Here is an 18,134-nt window from a genome sequence, read left to right as displayed (position 1 = left end):
GTACGCGGATGCGCGCCGGCCCGCCGTCTCAGGGCAGAACTCGTGCGTCCCGACCGAGTCGGCTACCACGCCCGGCGCGTCGGGTTGTCAGGCGCGGCGAGTCCGGGGCGGGTTGTGAGGCGCGACGCCCGGGCGGGCTGTCAGGCGCGACGCCCCGGGCGGCGGGTGAGCGCCACCCCGAGGGCGATCATGCCGACGCCGAGGAACAGGTGCAGCCAGTTGTCGGCGCCGTTGAGCGGCACGAAGTTGGCGCCGCTGTCGTGGTCGATCACCAGGCCGTAGAGCCAGAGCACCAGGTAGATGGCGCCGCCGCCGATCAGGTACGCGCGGGCGCCGGAGACCGTCCGGGACAGCGCCAGCCCGGCCACGCCGAAGAGCAGGTGCACGATGTTGTGCAGGACCGACACCTGGAACAGGCCCAGCAGTTTCGCCCGTGACTCGTGCCCGGCGAACATCATCGTGTCGTAGTTCGTGGTGATGCCGGGGATGAACCCCAGCACGCCCACCACCAGGAAGACGATGCCGACCACCAGGGCGGCCCGGCGTACCGGGGACGCGGGCGCGTTGCGGGCGACGCGGGAAGAACCGGCCATGAGTGACACCTCCGTTGCCGAAGTCTTCCGTGCTCACTGCGGCCGGGGAGCCGAATCCGTCCGGATCCCCGGATCGAGATCAGCGACTCAGCCGGGCGGCCAGTTCGGCGCGCAGGCGGTCGACGCCCTCACCGGTCACCGCCGACACCGGCACCGCCTCCGGGCAGGCCCGGCAGAGCGCGTCCACCCACTCCGGCGGCGCAACGTCGATCTTGTTGAGCACGAGCAGCTCGGGCAGGTCCCCGGCGCCGATCTCGTGCAGGACGCCGTGCACGGTGGTGATCTGCTCCAGCGCGTCCGGAGCCGAGGCGTCGACCACGTGTAGCACGAGGTCGGCGCCGGTCACCTCCTCCAGCGTCGAACGGAACGCGTCCACGAGCTGGTGCGGCAGGTGCCGGACGAAGCCCACCGTGTCGGTGACGGTGTAGGTGAGATCGCCGGTGGAGATCCGCCGGACCGTCGGGTCGAGCGTGGCGAACAGGACGTCCTGCACCGGCGCGTCGGCGCCGGTCAGACGGTTGAGCAGGGCGGATTTCCCGGCGTTCGTATAGCCGGTGATCGCGACCGAGGGCACACGGTTGCGGGCCCGCCGCCCCCGTCGGCGTTCCCGGCGCCGGGACAGCTCGGCCACGTTGCCGCGCAGCCGGGTGGCCCGCTGCCGCAGCCGGCGTCGCTGCGTCTCCAGCTTCATCTCACCGGGGCCGCGCACGCCCATGCCGGCGCCGCCGGCCATCCGGCCACCGCCCACCCGGGACATCGACCGGCCGTCGCCGCGCAGCCGGGGCAACTGGTACGCGATCTGGGCCAGTTCGACCTGCAGCCGGCCCTCGCTGGTGCGGGCGTGCTCGGAGAAGATGTCCAGGATGAGCGCGGTGCGGTCCACCACCCGTACCCCGGTTCGCTCCTCCAGGTTGCGCACCTGGCCGGGGCTCAGCTCCCCGTCGGCGATCACCACGTCGGCCCGGTTGCGGGCGGCCACCTCCGCCAGCTCGTCCGCCTTGCCCGCGCCCACGAAGGTGGCCGGGTCCGGCTTGGCGCGGTTCTGCACCACCGCGCCGGCGACGGCGAGCCCGTCGGTGTCGGCCAGGCGCCGCAGCTCCGCGAGCGAGGTGTCACTTCCCGGGCCGCTGCCGTCGCTCTGCTCCGGGTGCACCGCGACCAGCACGGCCGTCGGCCGCCGTCCCGCCGTCGCGGCGGCGTCGCCCATCAACCACGTCCCGGCCATCGCCCACCTCGCCTCTGAAGGTGGCTCCGATCTACCCCGCAGCTCCCGGCCCATGCGCCCCGTCGGGCAGGTAGCCGCACAGTGCCTCGAACTGGGCCACGGTCAGGTAGGACGGGTTCGCCGCCTGCGGTTGCCGCAGCACCTCCGCGCCGGCCAGCCGCGGGTCGGCCCGCAGCAGGTCGCGGCGTACCCGCAGCGGCTCGTCCAGGATCGTCAGGTCCAGCGGCGCGGTCCACGGCCGGCCCGGCGCACCGGGCTCGGAAGCGGCGGCGATCCGGCCGACTCCCCAGACGCCGTACGGCACCCGGCCCCGGCTGCCGCTGGCCCAGAACACCACCGGCTGGCCGGCGCGCATCAGGCGTACCCGGTAGCCGGGGCGGACGCACCAGCCGGTCACGCGCGGGTCGGCGGCGAAGCGGGCCGTCAGGTCCGCCGCATCGGCGTTGCCCTTGATCAACCACGCACCGAGGTCGTCCAGGGTCACCCGCCGATCGGTCATCCGCCCATTCTGCGGCCCGCCCGGCCGTCCCGCGCGGTGGCGACGGCGGTCAGATGATCAGGTGGGTCCAGTAGGTGAGCCAGACCGCGAACAACGCACCCTGGAGCAGCGCCAGCGCGGCGGTGAGCCAGCCGTCGAGGCCGGGCCGCCGCGCCCAGCGGGCCAGCACGAACGCGACCGGGAAGGCGGCGAGCAGGTAGCGCAGCAGGCTCTTGTACACCGGCGGCCCCATCGACAGCGGCACCAGCACCACGACGAGCGTGTAGACCAGATACGGCCAGTCGGCCCGGCGGCGCAGCCCGACGGCCGCGACCGCCACCATCGCCACGGCGATCCAGACCCGCAGCGCGTCGGCGGAGTTGCCGCCGAACAGCGCGGAACCGGCCACTCCCAGGGGGTTCTGCAGCCGGATCCCCCAGCCGGTCTCCTGGGCGTGCTGGTAGGCGAACCAGTCGCCGCTCTGCCAGCGGCAGAACGCCATGAACGTCAGCCAGCCCGCCGGCACCAGCAGCAGCGGCCAGCCCTGGCGCAGCAGGCGCGGCCACGCCCGGGGTCCGGCCCGCCAGCCGTGCTCGCGCAGCAGCACCAGCGCCAGCGGCACCACCACGAGGAAGCCGACCGAGCGGCTCATCGCCAGGAAGTAACCGATCACGCCGACGAGCAGCCAGCGGCTCCGCTCGGCGTACCAGAAGGCGGCCAGCGCGAGGCAGACGAACAACGACTCGGTGAGCGCCGCCTGGAACAGGAACGCGGTCGGCAGGAGCAGCAGGTACCGGACCGCTCGCCGGGCGTCGTCCGGTCCGGCGCCGCCGAGCAGCCGGCCCCCCAGCCGGTACGCGAAGTAGAGCTGGAACACCAGCGCCACGTTGCTGATCAGCAGCAGCGCCCAGGCGGTGTGCCCGCCGAGCAGCGGCGCGAGCGGCCGGGCCAGGAACGGGTAGAGCAGCGGGAAGCCGAAGTCGGTCCAGGGCCGGTCCAGCGGCAGCCGGGCCAGGTGGTCGTAGAGGAACGAGTCCCAGGCGAACCAGAGCGAGATCCAGCGGTGCGACGAGATCGCGTCCTGCTGCTCCCGCATGCCGGTCTCGTCCGCCGGCGGTGCGCCCGGCACCCCGTCCCAGGCGGTGAGCACCAGCACGCCGACCAGGGTGAGCACGAGCTTCGAGCCGACGAAGACGGCGAGCACGAATCCCCAGGGCTCGGGCACCCGGCGGGCCGCCGAGGACGCGCGCGTCCACCACCGGGTACGCCCGGAGCGCGCAACGCCGCGGTGGCCGCCCGCGCGGCCGGCCCCGGCCGTGCCGCCGGCGTCGGCCCGCCGCTCGTCCGCCATCACGCTCCCACCGGTCGGCCCCTGGCCGACGTGCCCGGCCGGAAACCCGGCCCGCATTCCCCATCCGGCCCCGCCCACACCCGCACGGCCCCGGCCCCGGCCCCGGCCACGTCGATCATGAGGTTGGCGGCGACAAATCGGACGCCAGACACCGTCAACTTCATGATCGACGGGGCCGAGCGGGGCGGTGAGAGGGCTGAGCGGCCGGCGGATCGGTGTGGGCCGGCAGGTGAAGTTGCCGGCAGGACGGGTAAGGGCGGTGCCGCATCGGCAGGCTGGCGGCGGGGGGCGCGGACGGCATGGGTGATGGCGACGGAACCGTGATCATCGGGGCGGGACCGGCCGGGTTGACCGCCGCGTACGAGTTGCTGCGGCACGGTCGGCCGGTCCGGGTCTACGAGGCCGATGACGTGGTCGGCGGGATCAGCCGGACGGTGGAGCGTGACGGCTGGCGGTTCGACATCGGAGGGCACCGCTTCTTCACGAAGGTGGCCCGGGTCGAGGACTTCTGGCACGAGATCCTGCCGGACGAGGACTTCCTGCTCCGGCCGCGGATGAGCCGGATCTACTACCGGGGCGCGCTGTTCGACTACCCGCTCAACGCCGGGAACGCGCTGCGCAACCTCGGGCTGCTGGAGGCGGCACGCTGTCTGGGCTCGTACGGCCGGGCCCGGCTGCGCCCGCCGAAGGACCAGTCGCACTTCGAGGGGTGGGTGTCGGCGCGGTTCGGCTGGCGGCTCTACTCGATCTTCTTCAAGACGTACACGGAGAAGGTCTGGGGGATGCCGGCGGACCGGTTGCAGGCCGACTGGGCCGCCCAGCGGATCAAGAACCTGTCGCTGGCGACGGCGATGCGCAACGCGCTGCTGCCCCGGCGCAACCGCACGGACGTGACCAGCCTGATCGAGGAGTTCCAGTACCCGAAGCACGGCCCGGGGATGATGTGGGAGCGCTGCGCCGAGGAGGTCGCCAGGCGCGGCGGCACGGTGCGTACCGGCGCCTGGGTGACCGAGGTGCACCGCGATCCGGCCGCGCGGCGGGCCACCGCGGTGACGGTGGCCGACGCCGGCGGGGAGCGCACGGAGCCGGCCGCGCACGTGATCTCCTCGATGCCGATCTCCGCGCTGGTGCGGGCGATGCGCCCGGAGGCGCCGCCCGAGGTGCGGGCCGCCGCCGACGACCTGCGGTACCGGGACTTCCTGACCGTGGCGCTGGTGGTGCCGGAGGAGTTCTCGTTCCCGGACAACTGGATCTACGTGCACGACCCGGCGGCCCGGGTGGGCCGGATCCAGAACTTCGGCTCGTGGTCGCCGTACCTGGTCAAGGACGGGCGGACCTGCCTGGGGCTGGAGTACTTCGTGTTCGAGGGCGACGAGATGTGGCGGACGCCGGACGCCGAACTGGTCGGGTTCGCCACCGCCGAGCTGGAGCGGCTGGGCCTGGTCAAGCCCGGGTGCGTGGAGGCGGGCTACGTGGTCCGGATGCCGAAGGCCTACCCGGTCTACGACGAGCGGTACCAGCACAACGTCGACGTGATCCGGGACTGGCTGGCCGCGTACGTGCCGAACGTGCACCCGGTCGGCCGCAACGGCATGCACCGGTACAACAACGCCGACCACTCGATGCTGACGGCGATGCTGACCGCGGAGAACATCGCGCACGGCGCGGAGCACGACGTCTGGACCGTCAACGTGGAGCAGGACTACCACGAGCAGCGCAGCCCGTCGCGGCACGGCACCGGCCGGGACGCGCCGGTCGTCCCGGCCCGGCGGTAAGGCCCCGGGCGTGAGGGTGGTCATAACGGCTGGACGGCAGCCACGGCGGTGCTGCTAGCCTTCTGGGCAGGTCATGAGCGCCAGCGCGAAGCCCCGGCTCGCTGGCCGGCAACCCTCCTCCGCGGTGGGGTGCCCCGGGTGAAGACCAGGCACCGGCAGCCGCCGGTGCAAGCGTGGCCTGGCACCCAGGTCAGCAACAGACCAGGGAGACCGATGTCTGCACCAACCTCCACCCCCTCCGGCGACGTCGCCGCGTACCCGGCCCGCTTCGCGCTGGTCAAGCGCCGTCACGTCGACCTGATGCGGGTGTGCAGCGACGCCTGTCGCCTCGCGCGCTGAGCGAACGCCACCCTCCTTTCCCCGATCCACCCTTCTCCGGCCCGGCCGTCCGTCCGGCGGGCCGGCGTCGACGCGCGCCGCGCGTCCATCCACTCTGGAGAGACATCGTGCGTTTCCGTACCGTCCTGACCCGTGCCGCCGCCGTCGGCGCGGCCGCCCTGCTCGCCGTCACCGCGCTCACGGCCTGCGGCAACGACGACACCGCCGCGGCCGACAACCCGTACGGCCTGCTCCAGCCCGGCGTGATCCGCGCCGGCACGCTCACCGACGCCCCGCCGAACGTCTTCCTCAAGGACGGGAAGTTCACCGGCTTCGACAACGAGCTGCTGCGTGCCGTGGCCGACAAGATCGGCCTGAAGGTGGAGTTCGTCGGCACCGACTTCTCCGGCCTGCTCGCCCAGGTCAACAGCGGCAAGTTCGACGTGGGCAGCTCCTCGATCACGATCACCGAGGCGCGGAAGAAGACAGTCGACTTCGGCAACGGCTACGACTTCGGCTACTTCGGCCTGGACGTGCCCGCCGGCTCCTCGATCACCGGGTTCGACCAGCTCACCGGCAAGCGGGTCGTGGTCGTCCAGGGCACCGTGCAGGACGACTACGCCACCAAGCAGAACCTCGACCCGGTGCGGGTGCCGGACTACAACAGCGCGATCAACCAGCTCAAGGCCGGCACGGCCGACGCCTGGATCGCCCCGGCCGAGATCGGCGACAAGTCCGCCGCCGACAGCAACGGCAAGATCAAGGTCGCGGCGAAGCAGCTCAGCCCCACCCCGACCGCGTACGCGGTGGCCAAGGGCGACGACAAGCTGCGCGAGGCGCTGAACAAGGGCCTGGACGAGGTGATCGCCGACGGCACGTGGAGCCGTCTGCAGGCCGAGTACTACCCGGGGCGGCCGGTCCCGGCCGACTTCAAGCCCGGCAGCGGGTCGGTGGCGGTGCCGTCGCCGTCGGCCGCCTCCTGAACCGGTAACCGAGCACGAGCGGGGCGGACGGAGCGGACATGGATCCACTGAGCACGCTGTGGGAGACGTTCTTCGACTGGGACTCGATGCGCGAGGCGCTGCCCGAGATGCTCACCGTCGGGCTGCCCAACACGCTCACCCTGGCGGTCTCCGCCGCCCTGCTCGGCTCGGTGCTGGGCATGCTGCTGGCCGTCGCCGGCATCTCGCGTACCCGATGGTTGCGGTGGCCGGCGCGGGTCTACACCGACGTGTTCCGCGGCCTGCCGGCCGCGGCGACCATCCTGCTCATCGGCGTCGGCCTGGCGCCGCTCGGCATGCAGGTGTGGGGCCCGAACCCGTATCCGCTGGGCGTGCTGGCGCTGTCGCTGATCGCCGCCGCCTACCTGGGTGAGATCTTCCGGGCCGGCATCCTGAGCGTGGAGGCCGCCCAGTTGGAGGGCGCACGGGCGCTCGGCTTCTCCTGGGGCGAGGCCATGCGCCTGGTGATCATCCCGCAGGGCGTACGCCGGGTGCTGCCCGCGTGGGTCAACCAGCTCATCGCGCTGATCAAGGACTCCAGCCTGGTCTACTTCCTCGGCCTGCTGGCCAGCCAGCGGGAGCTGTTCCGGATCGGGCAGGACTACGCGGCCAACACCGGCAACCAGTCGGCGCTGCTGCTGGCCGGGTTGTTCTACCTGTTGCTGACCGTGCCGCTGACCCACGCGGTCAACTGGCTGGACCGGCGCCTGCGGCAGGGCCGGCCGGCCGCGCCGCCCGAGCCCGAGCCCGACGCCGAGCCGGTCGACGTCACCCCGTCCGGGAGGGAACCGCGATGACCACCACCACGACCTCGGTCAGCCTGGCCGTCCGCGACGTGCACCTGGCCTTCGGCGCGCACCGGGTGCTGCGCGGCGCGGACCTCGACGTGGCCCGGGGCCGGGCGGCCTGCGTGATCGGCCCGTCCGGCTCCGGAAAGTCGACGCTGCTGCGCACCATCAACCGGTTGATCGAGCCGGACCGCGGCGACGTGCTGCTGGACGGGCGCAGCGTGCTGCGCGACGACCCGGACGCGCTGCGCCAGCGCATCGGCATGGTGTTCCAGCAGTTCAACCTGTTCCCGCACCTGAGCGTGCTGCGCAACATCACGCTGGCGCTGCGCAAGCTCAAGAAGCTCGGCGAGGACGAGGCGGTGGCGCTCGCCCGCGCCCAGCTCGACCTGGTCGGTCTGGCCGGCAAGGCCGACGCGCGGCCGGCGCAGCTCTCCGGCGGCCAGCAGCAACGCGTCGCCATCGCGCGGGCGCTCGCGCTGCGCCCGCAGGTGATGCTGTTCGACGAGGCGACGAGCGCGCTGGACCCGGAGCTGGTCAAGGGCGTGCTCGCGGTGATGGCGGACCTGGCCGCCGCCGGGATGACGATGGTCGTGGTCACCCACGAGATGGGGTTCGCGCGCAGCGTCGCCGACACGGTGGCGTTCATGGACGCGGGCGTGGTGCTGGAGGCCGGGCCGCCGGAGGCGGTGTTCGAGGCGCCGGAGCACCCCCGTTTGCGGCGCTTCCTGTCCCAGGTGCTCTGACGCGCCCAGGTGCTTTGACGCGCCCAGGTGCTTTGACGCGCCCGACGCGCGGTGAGGCGCCGCCTCAGCCCTTCACCGCGCCGATCAGCACGCCCTTGACGAAGTGCCGCTGGATGAACGGGTAGACCGCGACGATCGGCGCGACGGTCAGCACCACCACCGCCATCTTGACCGCCTCGGTCGGCGGCATGGTCACCCCGCTGCTGGCGCCGGAGGTGTGCGGGGCCTGCCCGGCCAGCAGGTAGCTCTGGAGCACCCGCTGGATCGGGTACATGTCGTTGCGGTCGATGAACAGCAGCGCGTCGAACCAGACGTTCCAGTAGCTGACCGCGTAGAACAGGCCGACCACCGCGATCACCGCGCGGGACAACGGCAGCACGATGCGCGCGAGCGTCCGGAAGTCGCTCGCGCCGTCGATGCGGGCGCTGTCCAGCAGTTCCGACGGGATGCCCTGGAAGAACCCGCGCACCACGACCAGGTTGAACACGCTGATCGCCGGCGGCAGGACGAGCGCCCAGATGGTGTCCTTCAGGCCCAGCCCGGTGACCACCAGGTAGCGCGGCACCAGCGGCGGGTAGACCAGGAACGGGATCAGGAAGTACGCGAGCAGCCAGCGGTGTCCCAGCGAGCCGGGGCGGGACAGCCCGTACGCGGCGAGCACGGTGACCGTCAGCGCGATGGCGGTGCCGAAGACTGTGACGAGCGTACTGATCCACAGCGCCCGGGTGACCGCGCCACCGGCGAAGATCGTCTCGTACGCGGATGTGTCGACGCCGCGGGGCACGACCACCAGGCCGCCGGCCCGCGCGATGGTCTCCCGGGAGGAGAGGCTGGTCACCAGGATCACCCAGAGCGGGAACAGCACGCCCGCCACCAGCACGGTGAGCACGACGGCCTTGAGCCCCTGACCGACCGGTGTGGGCGGTTCCTGCCACACCGGCCGGCGGGATCGGTCGCCGGAGGGCCGGCGGATGAGAGTGGTCATGACTTCGAGTAGATCCCTCGTTCGCCGAGCATGTGCGCCACGCGGTTCGCGGCCAGGATCAGCACCAGCCCGATGACGGCCTTGAACAGTCCGGCCGCAGCGCCGTAGCCGTAGTTCCCGGTGGCGATGGAGAAGTGGTAGACGAAGGTGTCGAGCACCTCGGCGGCCTGCCGGCCGACGGCGTCGCGTTGCAGCAGGAACTGCTCGAACCCGACCGAGAGCGCGTCGCCCAGCCGCAGGATGAGCAGCAGCACGATCACCGGGCGCAGGCCGGGCAGCGTGATGTGCCACAGCCGCCGCCACCGGCCGGCGCCGTCGGCGGCGGCGGCCTCGTAGAGGTTCTGGTCGATGGTGGACAGCGCGGCCAGGAAGACGATGGTGCCCCAGCCGACGTCCTTCCACACCGCCTCGACGGTGACCAGCACGATGAACGTGTCCGGATTGGTCATCACGTTCCACGGCTGCAGCCCGGCCTCGCGCATGCTCTGGGCGAGCAGCCCAGCCCCGCCGAGCATCGCCACGAAGAACGTGACCACCAGCACCCAGCTGAAGAAGTGCGGCAGGTACACGATGGTCTGGATCAGCCCGCGCAGCCGGCTGGACAGCAGGTTGTGCAGCGTGATCGCCAGCAGGATCGGCAGCGGGAAGAAGAAGACGAGCTGGAACGCGGTGATCGCCAGCGTGTTGCGGAACGCGTCCCAGAACGCCGGGTCTTCGAACAGCAGCTGGAACTGCCCGAATCCGATCCAGTCGCTGTGCAGGAACGCCTGCCACGGGTTGTCGCCCAGGTAGGGGTTGTAGTCCTGGAACGCGATCACGTTGCCGGCGATCGGCAGGTAGCTGAAGATCAGCAGCACGAGGAAGCCGGGCGCCACCATGGCGAGCAGTTGCCAGTCCCGGCGCAGCCGGGTGCGCAGCGGCACCCGGCGGCGGGACGGGCGACGGCGGGGCGGGCGGCCCGGTGGGGCCGGCGCGTCCGGCCGGGCCCGTTCGGGCCCGGCCAGGACGGCCGGCTCGTTCACCGGCCCTCCTTGGACAGCGAGTCGGCGAGCAGCTTGCGGGCCTCCTCGCCGCCGTTCGCCTTCCACTCCTTGACGATGGCGTCCACGTCGGCGAGCGGACGGCGGCCGCGCAGCACGTCGGTGAACTTGTCCTCGGTGGGCACCTGGTTGGCCTTGTAGGCGGCGGGCATCTCCAGCTTCACCCCCGCCCAGGGGTTGGGCTCCATGTGCTTGACCATCTCGTTGGAGTACGCGAGCACGTCCGGCACGAAGCGCGGGGTGTCCGGGAACGGCCCGATGGTGGGGTTGCGGCCGCTGATGAAGAAGTACTGGTTGGCGATCTCCTTGAACGCCAGGTCCGTCTTCACCGGCCCGTTCGGCGACGGGGTGTGATGCTTGCCGGCGACGCCGAAGTCCCGCAGCTGCGCCTCCTGGCTGCCCAGCGGCGCGGAGCACCAGTTGATGATCCGCAGCAGCTCCTGGACCCTGTCCTTGCCGAGGCCCTTCTTGACGAACGTGTAGGAGATCGGCTCGTCGTCGCCCCAGACCAGCGGGTCGCCGCCGGTGGCGGAGAAGATCGGCACCGGCTGGATGTTGAGCCGGGGGTTGGTCTTCTGGTGCTCGGCCTGGGCGCCCTGCCAGAAGCCGACGCCGTCCTGGAGGAACACGATCGCACCGTTCTTGGCGAAGAGCTGCTTGGCGTCCGCGCCCTTGCTGGCCACGATGTCCGGGTGGACCAGGCCGTCCGCGTAGATCTTCGCCATCACCTCCAGCGCGCGGCGGAACTCCGGGGTCTCGTACTTGAACTCGGGGGTGCCGTCGGACTTGACCCGCCATCCGCCCTTGTGGCCCGGCACCCGGTGGAACATCTGGATCATGGCGAAGACGTCGTTGAACGCCCACACCTTGCGCGCCGGGTCGGTCACCTGCTTGGCCGCGGCGAGCAGGTCGTCCAGGTTCGCCGGCACGGCCAGGCCACGCGCGTCGAGCACGTCCTTGCGGGTGAACAGCGCCCACGGGAACGGCCCGTCGGTGGGGTTGGGCACCGACATGAGCCGCTCGTTCCAGACCGCCCGCCGCCAGGCCCCGGTGGGGAAGCTCGCCAGCATCGGGTACGCGGCGGCGGCGTCGCCGCTGAGGTGGTCGGTCAGGTCCTCGAAGAGCACCTTGATGGCGTCGGCGAAGCGCGGGATCTTCTCCACCTCCCACCCCGGTACGCACAGCAGGTCCGGCACGTCGCGCGCGCCGAGCATCGCGTTGAGCTTGTCGGCGTACGTGTTGCCGTCCTGGATGGTGAAGTTGACGGGCGTGCCCAGCTCGGCGTTCACGGCCTGGAGGTAGGCGCTCTGTGCCACGCCGGGCGGCGCCGGACCCCAGGCGGGGGTCATCGCGGTGACCTGCTTGCCGCTGGTGCCGGGCTTGTCGGTGACGGCGTCGATCAGATTCGCCGGGTAGCGGGTGTAGCCGTCGGGCACCGGGCGCGTACCCGTGATGTCAGGTGTGATGCCGCCGGGCAGGTCCTTGCGGGTGGGCAGCAGGCCGGAGACGGCGTCGAGGTTCTGGGCGGCGCCGGAGCCGGCCGGCTTCTCCGAACAGCCGGCGAGCAGCGGGCCGGTGGCGGTGGCGGCCACGCCGAGGCCGACCAGGCCGAGGAAGCGGCGGCGGGATGAGCCCGGGTCGGGGTGGTGCGCGGTCATCGGTCCCCCTTCGGGAAGGGAAGCGCAGTGGATTAGTTCGTATGGATGGTCAACAAACTAATCACGACCGTGAGCTTGCACAAGGGCGGACCGGATCGATACGGCGGTCAGGCCGGACAGCGGTCGGACAGCGCGTAGCGGGTGAGGACCACGTCGCCGATCTGGCGCACCTCAACCACCCGGGCCCGACGGCCCGGGTGCCACGGGAAGCGACCGTCCCCGACGAAGCGCGGCGCCCGCCCGTCCCCCACGAAGAACGGCGCGACCACCAGGTGCAACTCGTCGGCCAGGCCGGCGGTGAGGAACTGGCGGTGCATCGAGCCGCCGCCCTCCACCATCAGGCGCGTCACCCCGCGCCCGGCCAGGTCGGCCACCACCGCCTCCGGGGTGGCCGGCTCGCCCGCGTCGACCACTGTCGACACCGCGCCCACCTGCTCGCGGGCCTTGTCCACCACGCCGGTCGGGCAGTACACCAGCTTGAGGCCGTCGCCGACGGTGAAGAACCGGGCCCGCGGGTCGAGGTCGCCGCTGCCGGTGACAGTCACCTTCACCGGCGACGGCGGCAACCCGCGCGCCACCCGCTCGGCGCGGCGGCGCTCGCTGCGCACCAGCAGGCGGGGGTCGTCGCGGCGCACTGTGGCCGCGCCCACCATGATCGCGTCACACCCGGCCCGGATCGCGTCCACCCGGTCCAGGTCGTCGTCGTTCGACAGCAGCAGCCGCTCGGTGGTCGCGTCGTCGATGTAGCCGTCGATCGACATCGCGCAGCTGAGCAGCACGTACGGACGGGTGGTCACGGCACGAACGGCAGGTCGAGGGCGTGGTCGGCGCGGGTCACCTTGGCCGCCAGGTAACCGGCGTTGGCAGGCGACAGGTGCACGCCGGTGGACACCCGGTCGGCCACCGTCACGCCCAGCCGTTCGAGCTGGGCCGCCTTGTCCGGGTTGTTGCTGAGCAGGGTCACCCGGTCCACGCCCAGCGCGGCGAGCATCTGCGCGGCCACCGTGTAGTCGCGCTCGTCCGCGCCGCGCCCGAGCGCCAGATTCGCCTCGTACGTGTCCAGGCCGCCGTCCTGGAGCGCGTACGCGTCGAGCTTGGCGTACAGGCCGATGCCGCGCCCTTCCTGCCGCAGGTAGAGCAGGTAGCCACCGGCCTCGGCGATCCGCTCGACCGCCTCGCGCAGTTGCGGCCCGCAGTCGCAGCGCTGGCTGCCGAACACGTCCCCGGTGAGGCACTCGCTGTGCGGGCGGACCAGCGGCGGGTCGGCGTCGGCGTGCTCACCGAGCCCGAATGCCAGGTGCTCGCGACCGTCGACGAGACCGTGGAAGGTGTGCACGCGGGCCGTGGTCACGTAGCCGTCGGGGAACCGGAGCGGAACCGTGACGCGGGTCCGGACCGTCGCGGTGGGCAGCGTTTCGTCCATGGTTCTCCTGTCGTCCGGTCGCCGGGCGGACCCGGCGACGCACACCTCGCTCCCCCACCGTAGGCGGGATCACCGACAGTTGCCGGGCTCGCGCCGGGGCGTCCGCCGTGCCAGCAGCACCGCGGCGCCGGGCAGGCTGGCCACGAGGACCAGCGCGCCGTACACCGTGCCGGTCGCCACACCCTGCGCGGCGGTCAGCCCGGCCGAGGCGAACGCCCAGGCGGCCACCCCCTCGCGCGGCCCGAATCCGCCCACGTTCAGCGGCACCGCCATGGCCAGCAGGGCGAGCAGCGTCAACGGCAGCAGGTGCGACAGCGGCGCGTCCGCACCGGCCGTGCGCGCGGCCACCACGAACGTGGCCAGGTGGCCGGCGAACACCACTGTCGAGGCGATCACCACACCGGCCCAGGTCCGGCGGCCCAGCACTCCGGAGCGGACGTCGGCGAGCGCGGTCCGGGCCGCCCGGGCGAAGCGGGACGCCCCGGAGCGGGGCACCGCGCGGGCGGCCAGCACCAGCGCCAGCGCGACCACGGCCAGCACGGCGGCCAGCACCGGCAGGTACCGGCGCACCGGCGACGGGAACGCGGCCAGCAGCGCCACCGCGATGACCACCTGCACCACCTGCCCGGCGGTGCGCTCCCACACCACCGCCCGGACGCCGCGGGCCACGTCGCCGGCGTCGCGTCCGTGCCGTACCGCCCGGTGCACGTCGCCGAGCACGCCGCCGGGAAGCGTGGAGTTGAGGAAGACCGCCCGGTAGCAGTGCGCCACGGCGGCTCGCATCGGCAGGCGTACGCCCAGCCCACCGGCGACGAGCGACCAGCGCCAGGCGCAGCAGACGGTGGTGATCACGCCGATGCCGAGCGCGGCGGCCAGCGCCGGCGCGTCAATCAGCCGCAGCCCCGCCAGGAACGGGCCGGTGCCCACCGAGGCGACGAGCGCGGCGAGCACCGCGAGCCCGAGCAGCGGGCGTACCCAGGCCCGGCCCGGCCGGGCCGGGCGCGGGGCGAGCGTGACGGCCGGTACGGGTCCGGCAACGGCGACGTGTGACAAACGGTCCTCCCTTGTTCCCACCGGTTGTCACGTGCCGACGGCCGGTACGGTTCAGCCGGCGAGCAGGTCGGCGTGATGCAGCACCACCTCGAGCCGGCCGGCGGCGGCCTCGGTGAGCCGCCACTTCTGATACGTCGCGGCGGGCCCGGACAGATGCGGTCGTTCCTCGACCGCCGCGCCGATCCAGCCGGTGAGCCACTCGGCGGCCAGTTCCGCCTGCTCCGGGCCGAGCCGCCAGGGGGTGGACCGCACGCGCGTCTCGACGCCGTGGCGGCGGAACGCGGTCACGGCGACGTCCACCGCGTCGGGTCCGAGCAGGATCCGTCCGTCGACGGTACGGCGCTGGTGGGCGTTGAACGCGGCGGTCAGCTCGGCGTCGAGCGGGTCCGGCGGGGTGAACTCGGCCCGTCCGGTCACGGTGAGCGCGAACAGCGTCGGGTGACCGGCGCAGGCCGCCACCATCCGCTCGACCTCCTCGGCGGTGAGCATGTCCAGCAGCGCGGACGCGGTGACCAGGTGGGCGTCGGCCAGGTCGGCGGCGGTCAGCCGGGTGACGTCGGAGCCACGCGTGGTCACGGTGACCTGGGCGCCGTCGGCGGCGGTGAGCCGTCCGGCCCGGGCCAGCGCCAGCAGGTCCGCGTCGCGTTCGTGCAGCACCCAGCGTTGCGGGCCGGGCAGCCGGGGCGCGAGCCAGCGGGCCATCGAGCCGGTGCCGCTGCCCAGGTCGTGCACGACGAGCGGCCGGTCGGCGGGCAGCCGGTCGCGGACCGCGTCGGCCAGCTCGGCGCTGCGGGCCGCCGCGTCGGCGGGCTCGCGCAGCCGCAGCCAGTCCGCGAAGCCGGGCGGGAGTGAGGTGGTCATGCCTCGGTCGCCTCCTTGAGCGCCGTCGCCAGCCGGTCCACTGTGACCGGCCAGCCGGTGAGGGTGTGCCGCCGCTGCCGGGCGGCGCGGCGCAGCCGGTCCCGCAGGCCCGGATCGGTGAGCCAGCGGCGCAGCGCCGCGGCGGTCGCGCCCGGGTCGCCCGGCGGCACCAGCAGACCGGGCCGGTCGCCGCCGGGGGCGTGCCCGAGCGTGTCCGGCAGGCCGCCGGTGTCGCTCGCCAGCACCGGTACGCCCCGGGCCAACGCCTCGGTGACCACCATCCCGTACGTCTCCCGCCGGGAGGGCGCAACCAGCAGATCGGTGGCGGCGTACGTGGCGGCCAGGTCGGGGCCGGTGCGTGGACCGGTGAGCCGGACCCGGCCACCGAGACCGGTGGCGGTCAGCCGAGCGCGCAGCCGGTCGGCGAACGCCCGGTCCCGGTCCGGCGGACCCACCCAGTCGCAGGTCCAGTCGAGGTCCGCGACCTCGGTGAGCGCGGCGGCGAGCACGTCGTGGCCCTTGACCGGGGTGACCGCCGCGACGCAGAGCAGCCGTCCCCCGCCGGGCGTGCCGGAGGCGACGGGCGCCGGGTCGACGCCGGGCGGGGCGACAGTCACCCGTCCGGGTGACAACCGGTAGCGGTCGAGCAGCCGATCGCGGGTCCACTCGCTGGTGGCGACCACGGCGGTGGCCGCCGCCAGCGACCGCGCCTCCGTCTCGCCCTCGATCGGCAGGTGCACCAGGATCACCAGGCGCAGCCGCGCGGCGTGCGGGGCGAGCACGTCCGGCACGGTCGAGGCGACCAGTCCGTCCAGCAGCACCGGAACGCCGTCGGGCAGCCCGCCGAGCAGCCCGGCCAGGTCGGCGCGTTCCCGTGGCCCCGGGTGCGGCCAGCCGCCCGGCACCTGGTGCTCGCGTACCGTCCAGCCGCGCCCGGCCAGGCCCCGGCAGACGTGGCGGTCGTAGGCGTTGCCGCCGCTGGGGTCCGCCGGGTCGTCGATGTCGCCCGGCAGCACCACGTGGACGGCTGTCATCCGGTCAGAGCGACCGCTCGTAGCTCGCCCACGCGATGTGCGACTCGTGCAGGGTGACGGTGATCCCGGCCAGACCGCGCGCGCCCTCCCCCAGCCGGCCGTCGTGCACCGCGTCGGCGAGCCGGTCGGCGATCGTCCGCGCGAGCACCTCGGTGGTGGTGTTCACCCCGGCGAAGGCGGGCTCGTCGTCCAGGTTGCGGTAGTTCAGCTCGGCGAGCACGGCCTTGAGCTGCCCGGTGGCCAGCCCGATGTCGACCACGATCCCGTCGTCGTCCAGCTCGGCGCGGCGGAACGTGGCGTCGACGACGAACGTCGCCCCGTGCAGCCGCTGGGCCGGGCCGAAGACCTCGCCGCGGAAACTGTGGGCGACCATCATGTGGTCCCGGACGGTCACGCTGAACACGATCACTCCTCGCCGTAGGTGATGAGATGACACAGCGCCGGCAGCTCACCAGAGGCGAGCCGGTCCAGCACGTCGGGCAGGTCGTCGAAGCGGGACCGGCCGGTGAGCAGCGCGTCGAACGCCGGGTCGGCCAACAGGTCCAGGGCGAGCGCGAGCCGGTCGGCGTAGCTGCGATCGGCCCGCCGGGGCGACACGGTGCCGACCTGGCTGCTGCGGATGCCCAGCCGTCGGGAGTGGAACGCGCCGCCCAGCGCCAGCGTGACCGGGCGGTCGCCGTACCAGCTCAGCTCCAGCACCGTGCCCTCGGGGCGCAGCAGCTCCAGGCCGCGTTGCAGTCCGTCGGAGGTGGCGCTGGCGTGCACCACCAGGTCGCGCTCTCCGGTCGCGTCGGCCGGGGCGGCGAAGTCGGCGCCGAGCGCGGCGGCCACATCGGCGCGGGCCGGGTCGGCGTCGACGAGTTCGACCCGGACGCCGGGGAAACGGGCCAGCAGCGCGGTGACCGCGCAGCCGACCATCCCGCCGCCGATCACCGTGACGCGGTCCCCGACCAGCGGCGCGGCGTCCCAGAGCGCGTTCACAGCGGTCTCCACGGTGCCGGCCAGCACCGCGCGCTCCGCCGGCACACCGTCCGGTACGACAGTCACGGCGTCCGCCGGGACCACGTACGCGCTCTGGTGCGGGTACAGGCAGAAGACGGTACGGCCGAGCAGCCCCTCGTCGCCCGCCTCGACGGTGCCGACGCTCAGGTAGCCGTACTTGACCGGGGCCGGGAAGTCGCCCTCCTGGAACGGCGCGCGCATCGCGTCGTGCTGGTCGGCCGGGACACGGCCGGTGAACACGAGCGTCTCGGTGCCGCGGCTGACGCCGGAGAAGCGGGTACGGACCAGCACCTCACCTGGACCCGGCGCGGCGAGCCGGACCGGCCGGATCTCGCCCTCGCCGGGGGCGCGAAGCCAGAACGCGTGGGCGTCGACCGTCACGAACTCTCCTCTTCCCCGCATTCCGACCGAGTTGTCGATCATAAACACGGAAGCGGGGCGTCCACGGTTCGAACCGCCCGCGACCCGATGCTCAGGCGGCGCGCCGGCGCTGCTCCGTACGCCAGGTTTCGGGCTCGGCCCGGTCGGCGTGCCGGTCCCCGGCCAGTTCCATGGCCCGGTGGGCGGCGGTCAGCGCGTCACACGGCGCGACCTGACCGTCACACAACAGGCTCTCGCACCGGCCGGACTCGTCGGGCCGGTGGGCGGCGGCCACGTCGTACGCGGCCCGCCAGAGCAACGGGTCGGTGACTCCCCGTGGCAGGTCGGCGTCCTGACTGGACCTGTTGCGGATCGTGTCGGGCACCGTGTCCCCCTTTGCGTCGTCGCTACCGTCCCAGTGACCGGTTGAGCGCAGATCAAAC

20 protein-coding genes and 1 riboswitch are annotated in these 18,134 nt (G+C 73.1%); of the genes, 5 read left to right on the top strand and 15 right to left on the bottom strand.

The features are described 5' to 3' along the window. Positions 1-140 precede the first annotated feature (140 nt). The 4 genes from GA0070562_RS07340 to GA0070562_RS07325 all read right to left on the bottom strand — a co-directional run bounded on the left by GA0070562_RS07340 (position 141) and on the right by GA0070562_RS07325 (position 3,647). Entirely contained in the window at positions 141-593 is a 453-nt protein-coding gene (locus GA0070562_RS07340) for a DUF4383 domain-containing protein (protein WP_091417432.1), read from the bottom strand. 79 nt (positions 594-672) lie between these two features. Then, positions 673-1,818, bottom strand: a complete 1,146-nt coding sequence (gene hflX / locus GA0070562_RS07335) for a GTPase HflX (protein ID WP_091417429.1) — start codon at positions 1,816-1,818, stop codon at positions 673-675. A 31-nt stretch (positions 1,819-1,849) separates the two neighbouring features. Continuing rightward, positions 1,850-2,317, bottom strand: a complete 468-nt coding sequence (locus tag GA0070562_RS07330) for an EVE domain-containing protein (protein ID WP_091417425.1) — start codon at positions 2,315-2,317, stop codon at positions 1,850-1,852. Between the two features lie 49 nt (positions 2,318-2,366). Then, the gene (locus tag GA0070562_RS07325) at positions 2,367-3,647 is read right to left on the bottom strand and encodes a hypothetical protein (protein ID WP_091418451.1); all 1,281 of its coding nucleotides are present in this window, start codon (positions 3,645-3,647) and stop codon (positions 2,367-2,369) included. A gap of 299 nt (positions 3,648-3,946) precedes the next feature. Here GA0070562_RS07325 and GA0070562_RS07320 point away from each other — a divergent pair, with 299 nt between their 5' ends. The 5 genes from GA0070562_RS07320 to GA0070562_RS07305 all read left to right on the top strand — a co-directional run bounded on the left by GA0070562_RS07320 (position 3,947) and on the right by GA0070562_RS07305 (position 8,275). Then, positions 3,947-5,422 (top strand): NAD(P)/FAD-dependent oxidoreductase, encoded by a 1,476-nt coding sequence (locus tag GA0070562_RS07320; protein ID WP_091417422.1) that lies wholly within the window; start codon positions 3,947-3,949, stop codon positions 5,420-5,422. A 69-nt stretch (positions 5,423-5,491) separates the two neighbouring features. Continuing rightward, positions 5,492-5,602, top strand: a riboswitch (SAM riboswitch). A 33-nt stretch (positions 5,603-5,635) separates the two neighbouring features. Further along, positions 5,636-5,761 carry a hypothetical protein gene (locus GA0070562_RS30880; RefSeq protein ID WP_255474118.1) on the top strand — a complete coding sequence of 42 codons (126 nt, stop codon included), beginning with the start codon at positions 5,636-5,638 and terminating at the stop codon, positions 5,759-5,761. A 107-nt stretch (positions 5,762-5,868) separates the two neighbouring features. After that, positions 5,869-6,723 (top strand): ABC transporter substrate-binding protein, encoded by an 855-nt coding sequence (locus GA0070562_RS07315; protein ID WP_091417419.1) that lies wholly within the window; start codon positions 5,869-5,871, stop codon positions 6,721-6,723. 38 nt (positions 6,724-6,761) lie between these two features. Then, positions 6,762-7,538 (top strand): amino acid ABC transporter permease, encoded by a 777-nt coding sequence (locus GA0070562_RS07310; protein ID WP_091417415.1) that lies wholly within the window; start codon positions 6,762-6,764, stop codon positions 7,536-7,538. Continuing rightward, positions 7,535-8,275 carry an amino acid ABC transporter ATP-binding protein gene (locus GA0070562_RS07305; RefSeq protein ID WP_091417412.1) on the top strand — a complete coding sequence of 247 codons (741 nt, stop codon included), beginning with the start codon at positions 7,535-7,537 and terminating at the stop codon, positions 8,273-8,275. The genes GA0070562_RS07310 and GA0070562_RS07305 overlap by 4 nt, the downstream gene beginning before the upstream one ends. 64 nt (positions 8,276-8,339) lie before the next feature. Here the strand turns inward: GA0070562_RS07305 and GA0070562_RS07300 are convergent, their stop codons facing one another. From GA0070562_RS07300 to GA0070562_RS07250, 11 genes are all read right to left on the bottom strand, one after another. Then, complete coding sequence (locus GA0070562_RS07300; RefSeq protein WP_091417408.1) at positions 8,340-9,260, bottom strand: carbohydrate ABC transporter permease; 921 nt, start codon at positions 9,258-9,260, stop codon at positions 8,340-8,342. Then, complete coding sequence (locus GA0070562_RS07295; RefSeq protein ID WP_091417405.1) at positions 9,257-10,282, bottom strand: ABC transporter permease; 1,026 nt, start codon at positions 10,280-10,282, stop codon at positions 9,257-9,259. The genes GA0070562_RS07300 and GA0070562_RS07295 overlap by 4 nt, the downstream gene beginning before the upstream one ends. Further along, positions 10,279-11,958, bottom strand: a complete 1,680-nt coding sequence (locus GA0070562_RS07290) for an extracellular solute-binding protein (protein WP_091417402.1) — start codon at positions 11,956-11,958, stop codon at positions 10,279-10,281. The genes GA0070562_RS07295 and GA0070562_RS07290 overlap by 4 nt, the downstream gene beginning before the upstream one ends. Before the next feature lie 107 nt (positions 11,959-12,065). Beyond that, positions 12,066-12,755, bottom strand: a complete 690-nt coding sequence (locus GA0070562_RS07285; RefSeq protein WP_091417399.1) for a RibD family protein — start codon at positions 12,753-12,755, stop codon at positions 12,066-12,068. Beyond that, the gene (locus tag GA0070562_RS07280) at positions 12,752-13,381 is read right to left on the bottom strand and encodes a GTP cyclohydrolase II (RefSeq protein WP_091417396.1); all 630 of its coding nucleotides are present in this window, start codon (positions 13,379-13,381) and stop codon (positions 12,752-12,754) included. The genes GA0070562_RS07285 and GA0070562_RS07280 overlap by 4 nt, the downstream gene beginning before the upstream one ends. Positions 13,382-13,450: 69 nt before the next feature. Beyond that, positions 13,451-14,347, bottom strand: coding sequence for a lysylphosphatidylglycerol synthase transmembrane domain-containing protein (locus GA0070562_RS07275; RefSeq protein ID WP_225853238.1), 897 nt, complete (start codon positions 14,345-14,347; stop codon positions 13,451-13,453). A gap of 138 nt (positions 14,348-14,485) precedes the next feature. Next, a complete protein-coding gene (locus tag GA0070562_RS07270; RefSeq protein WP_091417389.1) occupies positions 14,486-15,295 on the bottom strand; it encodes a small ribosomal subunit Rsm22 family protein in 810 nt (269 codons plus the stop codon). Continuing rightward, positions 15,292-16,329: a glycosyltransferase family 4 protein gene (locus GA0070562_RS07265; protein WP_091417386.1), complete on the bottom strand. Its 1,038-nt coding sequence runs from the start codon at positions 16,327-16,329 to the stop codon at positions 15,292-15,294. Before GA0070562_RS07265 ends, GA0070562_RS07270 begins: the two co-directional genes overlap by 4 nt. A 4-nt stretch (positions 16,330-16,333) precedes the next feature. Next, positions 16,334-16,732: a 6-pyruvoyl trahydropterin synthase family protein gene (locus GA0070562_RS07260; RefSeq protein WP_091418448.1), complete on the bottom strand. Its 399-nt coding sequence runs from the start codon at positions 16,730-16,732 to the stop codon at positions 16,334-16,336. 2 nt (positions 16,733-16,734) lie between these two features. After that, positions 16,735-17,754, bottom strand: a complete 1,020-nt coding sequence (locus GA0070562_RS07255; protein WP_372443302.1) for a zinc-dependent alcohol dehydrogenase — start codon at positions 17,752-17,754, stop codon at positions 16,735-16,737. 49 nt (positions 17,755-17,803) lie between these two features. Then, entirely contained in the window at positions 17,804-18,076 is a 273-nt protein-coding gene (locus tag GA0070562_RS07250) for a hypothetical protein (protein WP_091417380.1), read from the bottom strand. Positions 18,077-18,134: the final 58 nt, after the last annotated feature.

The sequence above is a fragment of the Micromonospora tulbaghiae genome (assembly GCF_900091605.1).
Taxonomy (GTDB): domain Bacteria; phylum Actinomycetota; class Actinomycetes; order Mycobacteriales; family Micromonosporaceae; genus Micromonospora; species Micromonospora tulbaghiae.
The sequence above is the reverse complement of the archived record's forward strand: the minus strand, read 5'-3'. Positions and strand labels throughout refer to the sequence as shown.

Excerpts from the sequence above, each read along its gene's own strand:
- GA0070562_RS07310 (WP_091417415.1), top strand. The coding sequence starts at position 6,762 with ATGGATCCACTGAGCACGCTGTGGGAGACGTTCTTCGACTGGGACTCG.
- hflX (WP_091417429.1), bottom strand. The coding sequence starts at position 1,818 with ATGGCCGGGACGTGGTTGATGGGCGACGCCGCCGCGACGGCGGGACGG.
- GA0070562_RS07265 (WP_091417386.1), bottom strand. The coding sequence starts at position 16,329 with ATGACAGCCGTCCACGTGGTGCTGCCGGGCGACATCGACGACCCGGCG.
- GA0070562_RS07300 (WP_091417408.1), bottom strand. The coding sequence starts at position 9,260 with ATGACCACTCTCATCCGCCGGCCCTCCGGCGACCGATCCCGCCGGCCG.
- GA0070562_RS07325 (WP_091418451.1), bottom strand. The coding sequence starts at position 3,647 with ATGGCGGACGAGCGGCGGGCCGACGCCGGCGGCACGGCCGGGGCCGGC.
- GA0070562_RS07270 (WP_091417389.1), bottom strand. The coding sequence starts at position 15,295 with ATGACCACCTCACTCCCGCCCGGCTTCGCGGACTGGCTGCGGCTGCGC.
- GA0070562_RS07330 (WP_091417425.1), bottom strand. The coding sequence starts at position 2,317 with ATGACCGATCGGCGGGTGACCCTGGACGACCTCGGTGCGTGGTTGATC.
- GA0070562_RS07255 (WP_372443302.1), bottom strand. The coding sequence starts at position 17,754 with ATGATCGACAACTCGGTCGGAATGCGGGGAAGAGGAGAGTTCGTGACG.
- GA0070562_RS07280 (WP_091417396.1), bottom strand. The coding sequence starts at position 13,381 with ATGGACGAAACGCTGCCCACCGCGACGGTCCGGACCCGCGTCACGGTT.
- GA0070562_RS07305 (WP_091417412.1), top strand. The coding sequence starts at position 7,535 with ATGACCACCACCACGACCTCGGTCAGCCTGGCCGTCCGCGACGTGCAC.
- GA0070562_RS07290 (WP_091417402.1), bottom strand. The coding sequence starts at position 11,958 with ATGACCGCGCACCACCCCGACCCGGGCTCATCCCGCCGCCGCTTCCTC.
- GA0070562_RS30880 (WP_255474118.1), top strand. The coding sequence starts at position 5,636 with ATGTCTGCACCAACCTCCACCCCCTCCGGCGACGTCGCCGCGTACCCG.
- GA0070562_RS07320 (WP_091417422.1), top strand. The coding sequence starts at position 3,947 with ATGGGTGATGGCGACGGAACCGTGATCATCGGGGCGGGACCGGCCGGG.
- GA0070562_RS07340 (WP_091417432.1), bottom strand. The coding sequence starts at position 593 with ATGGCCGGTTCTTCCCGCGTCGCCCGCAACGCGCCCGCGTCCCCGGTA.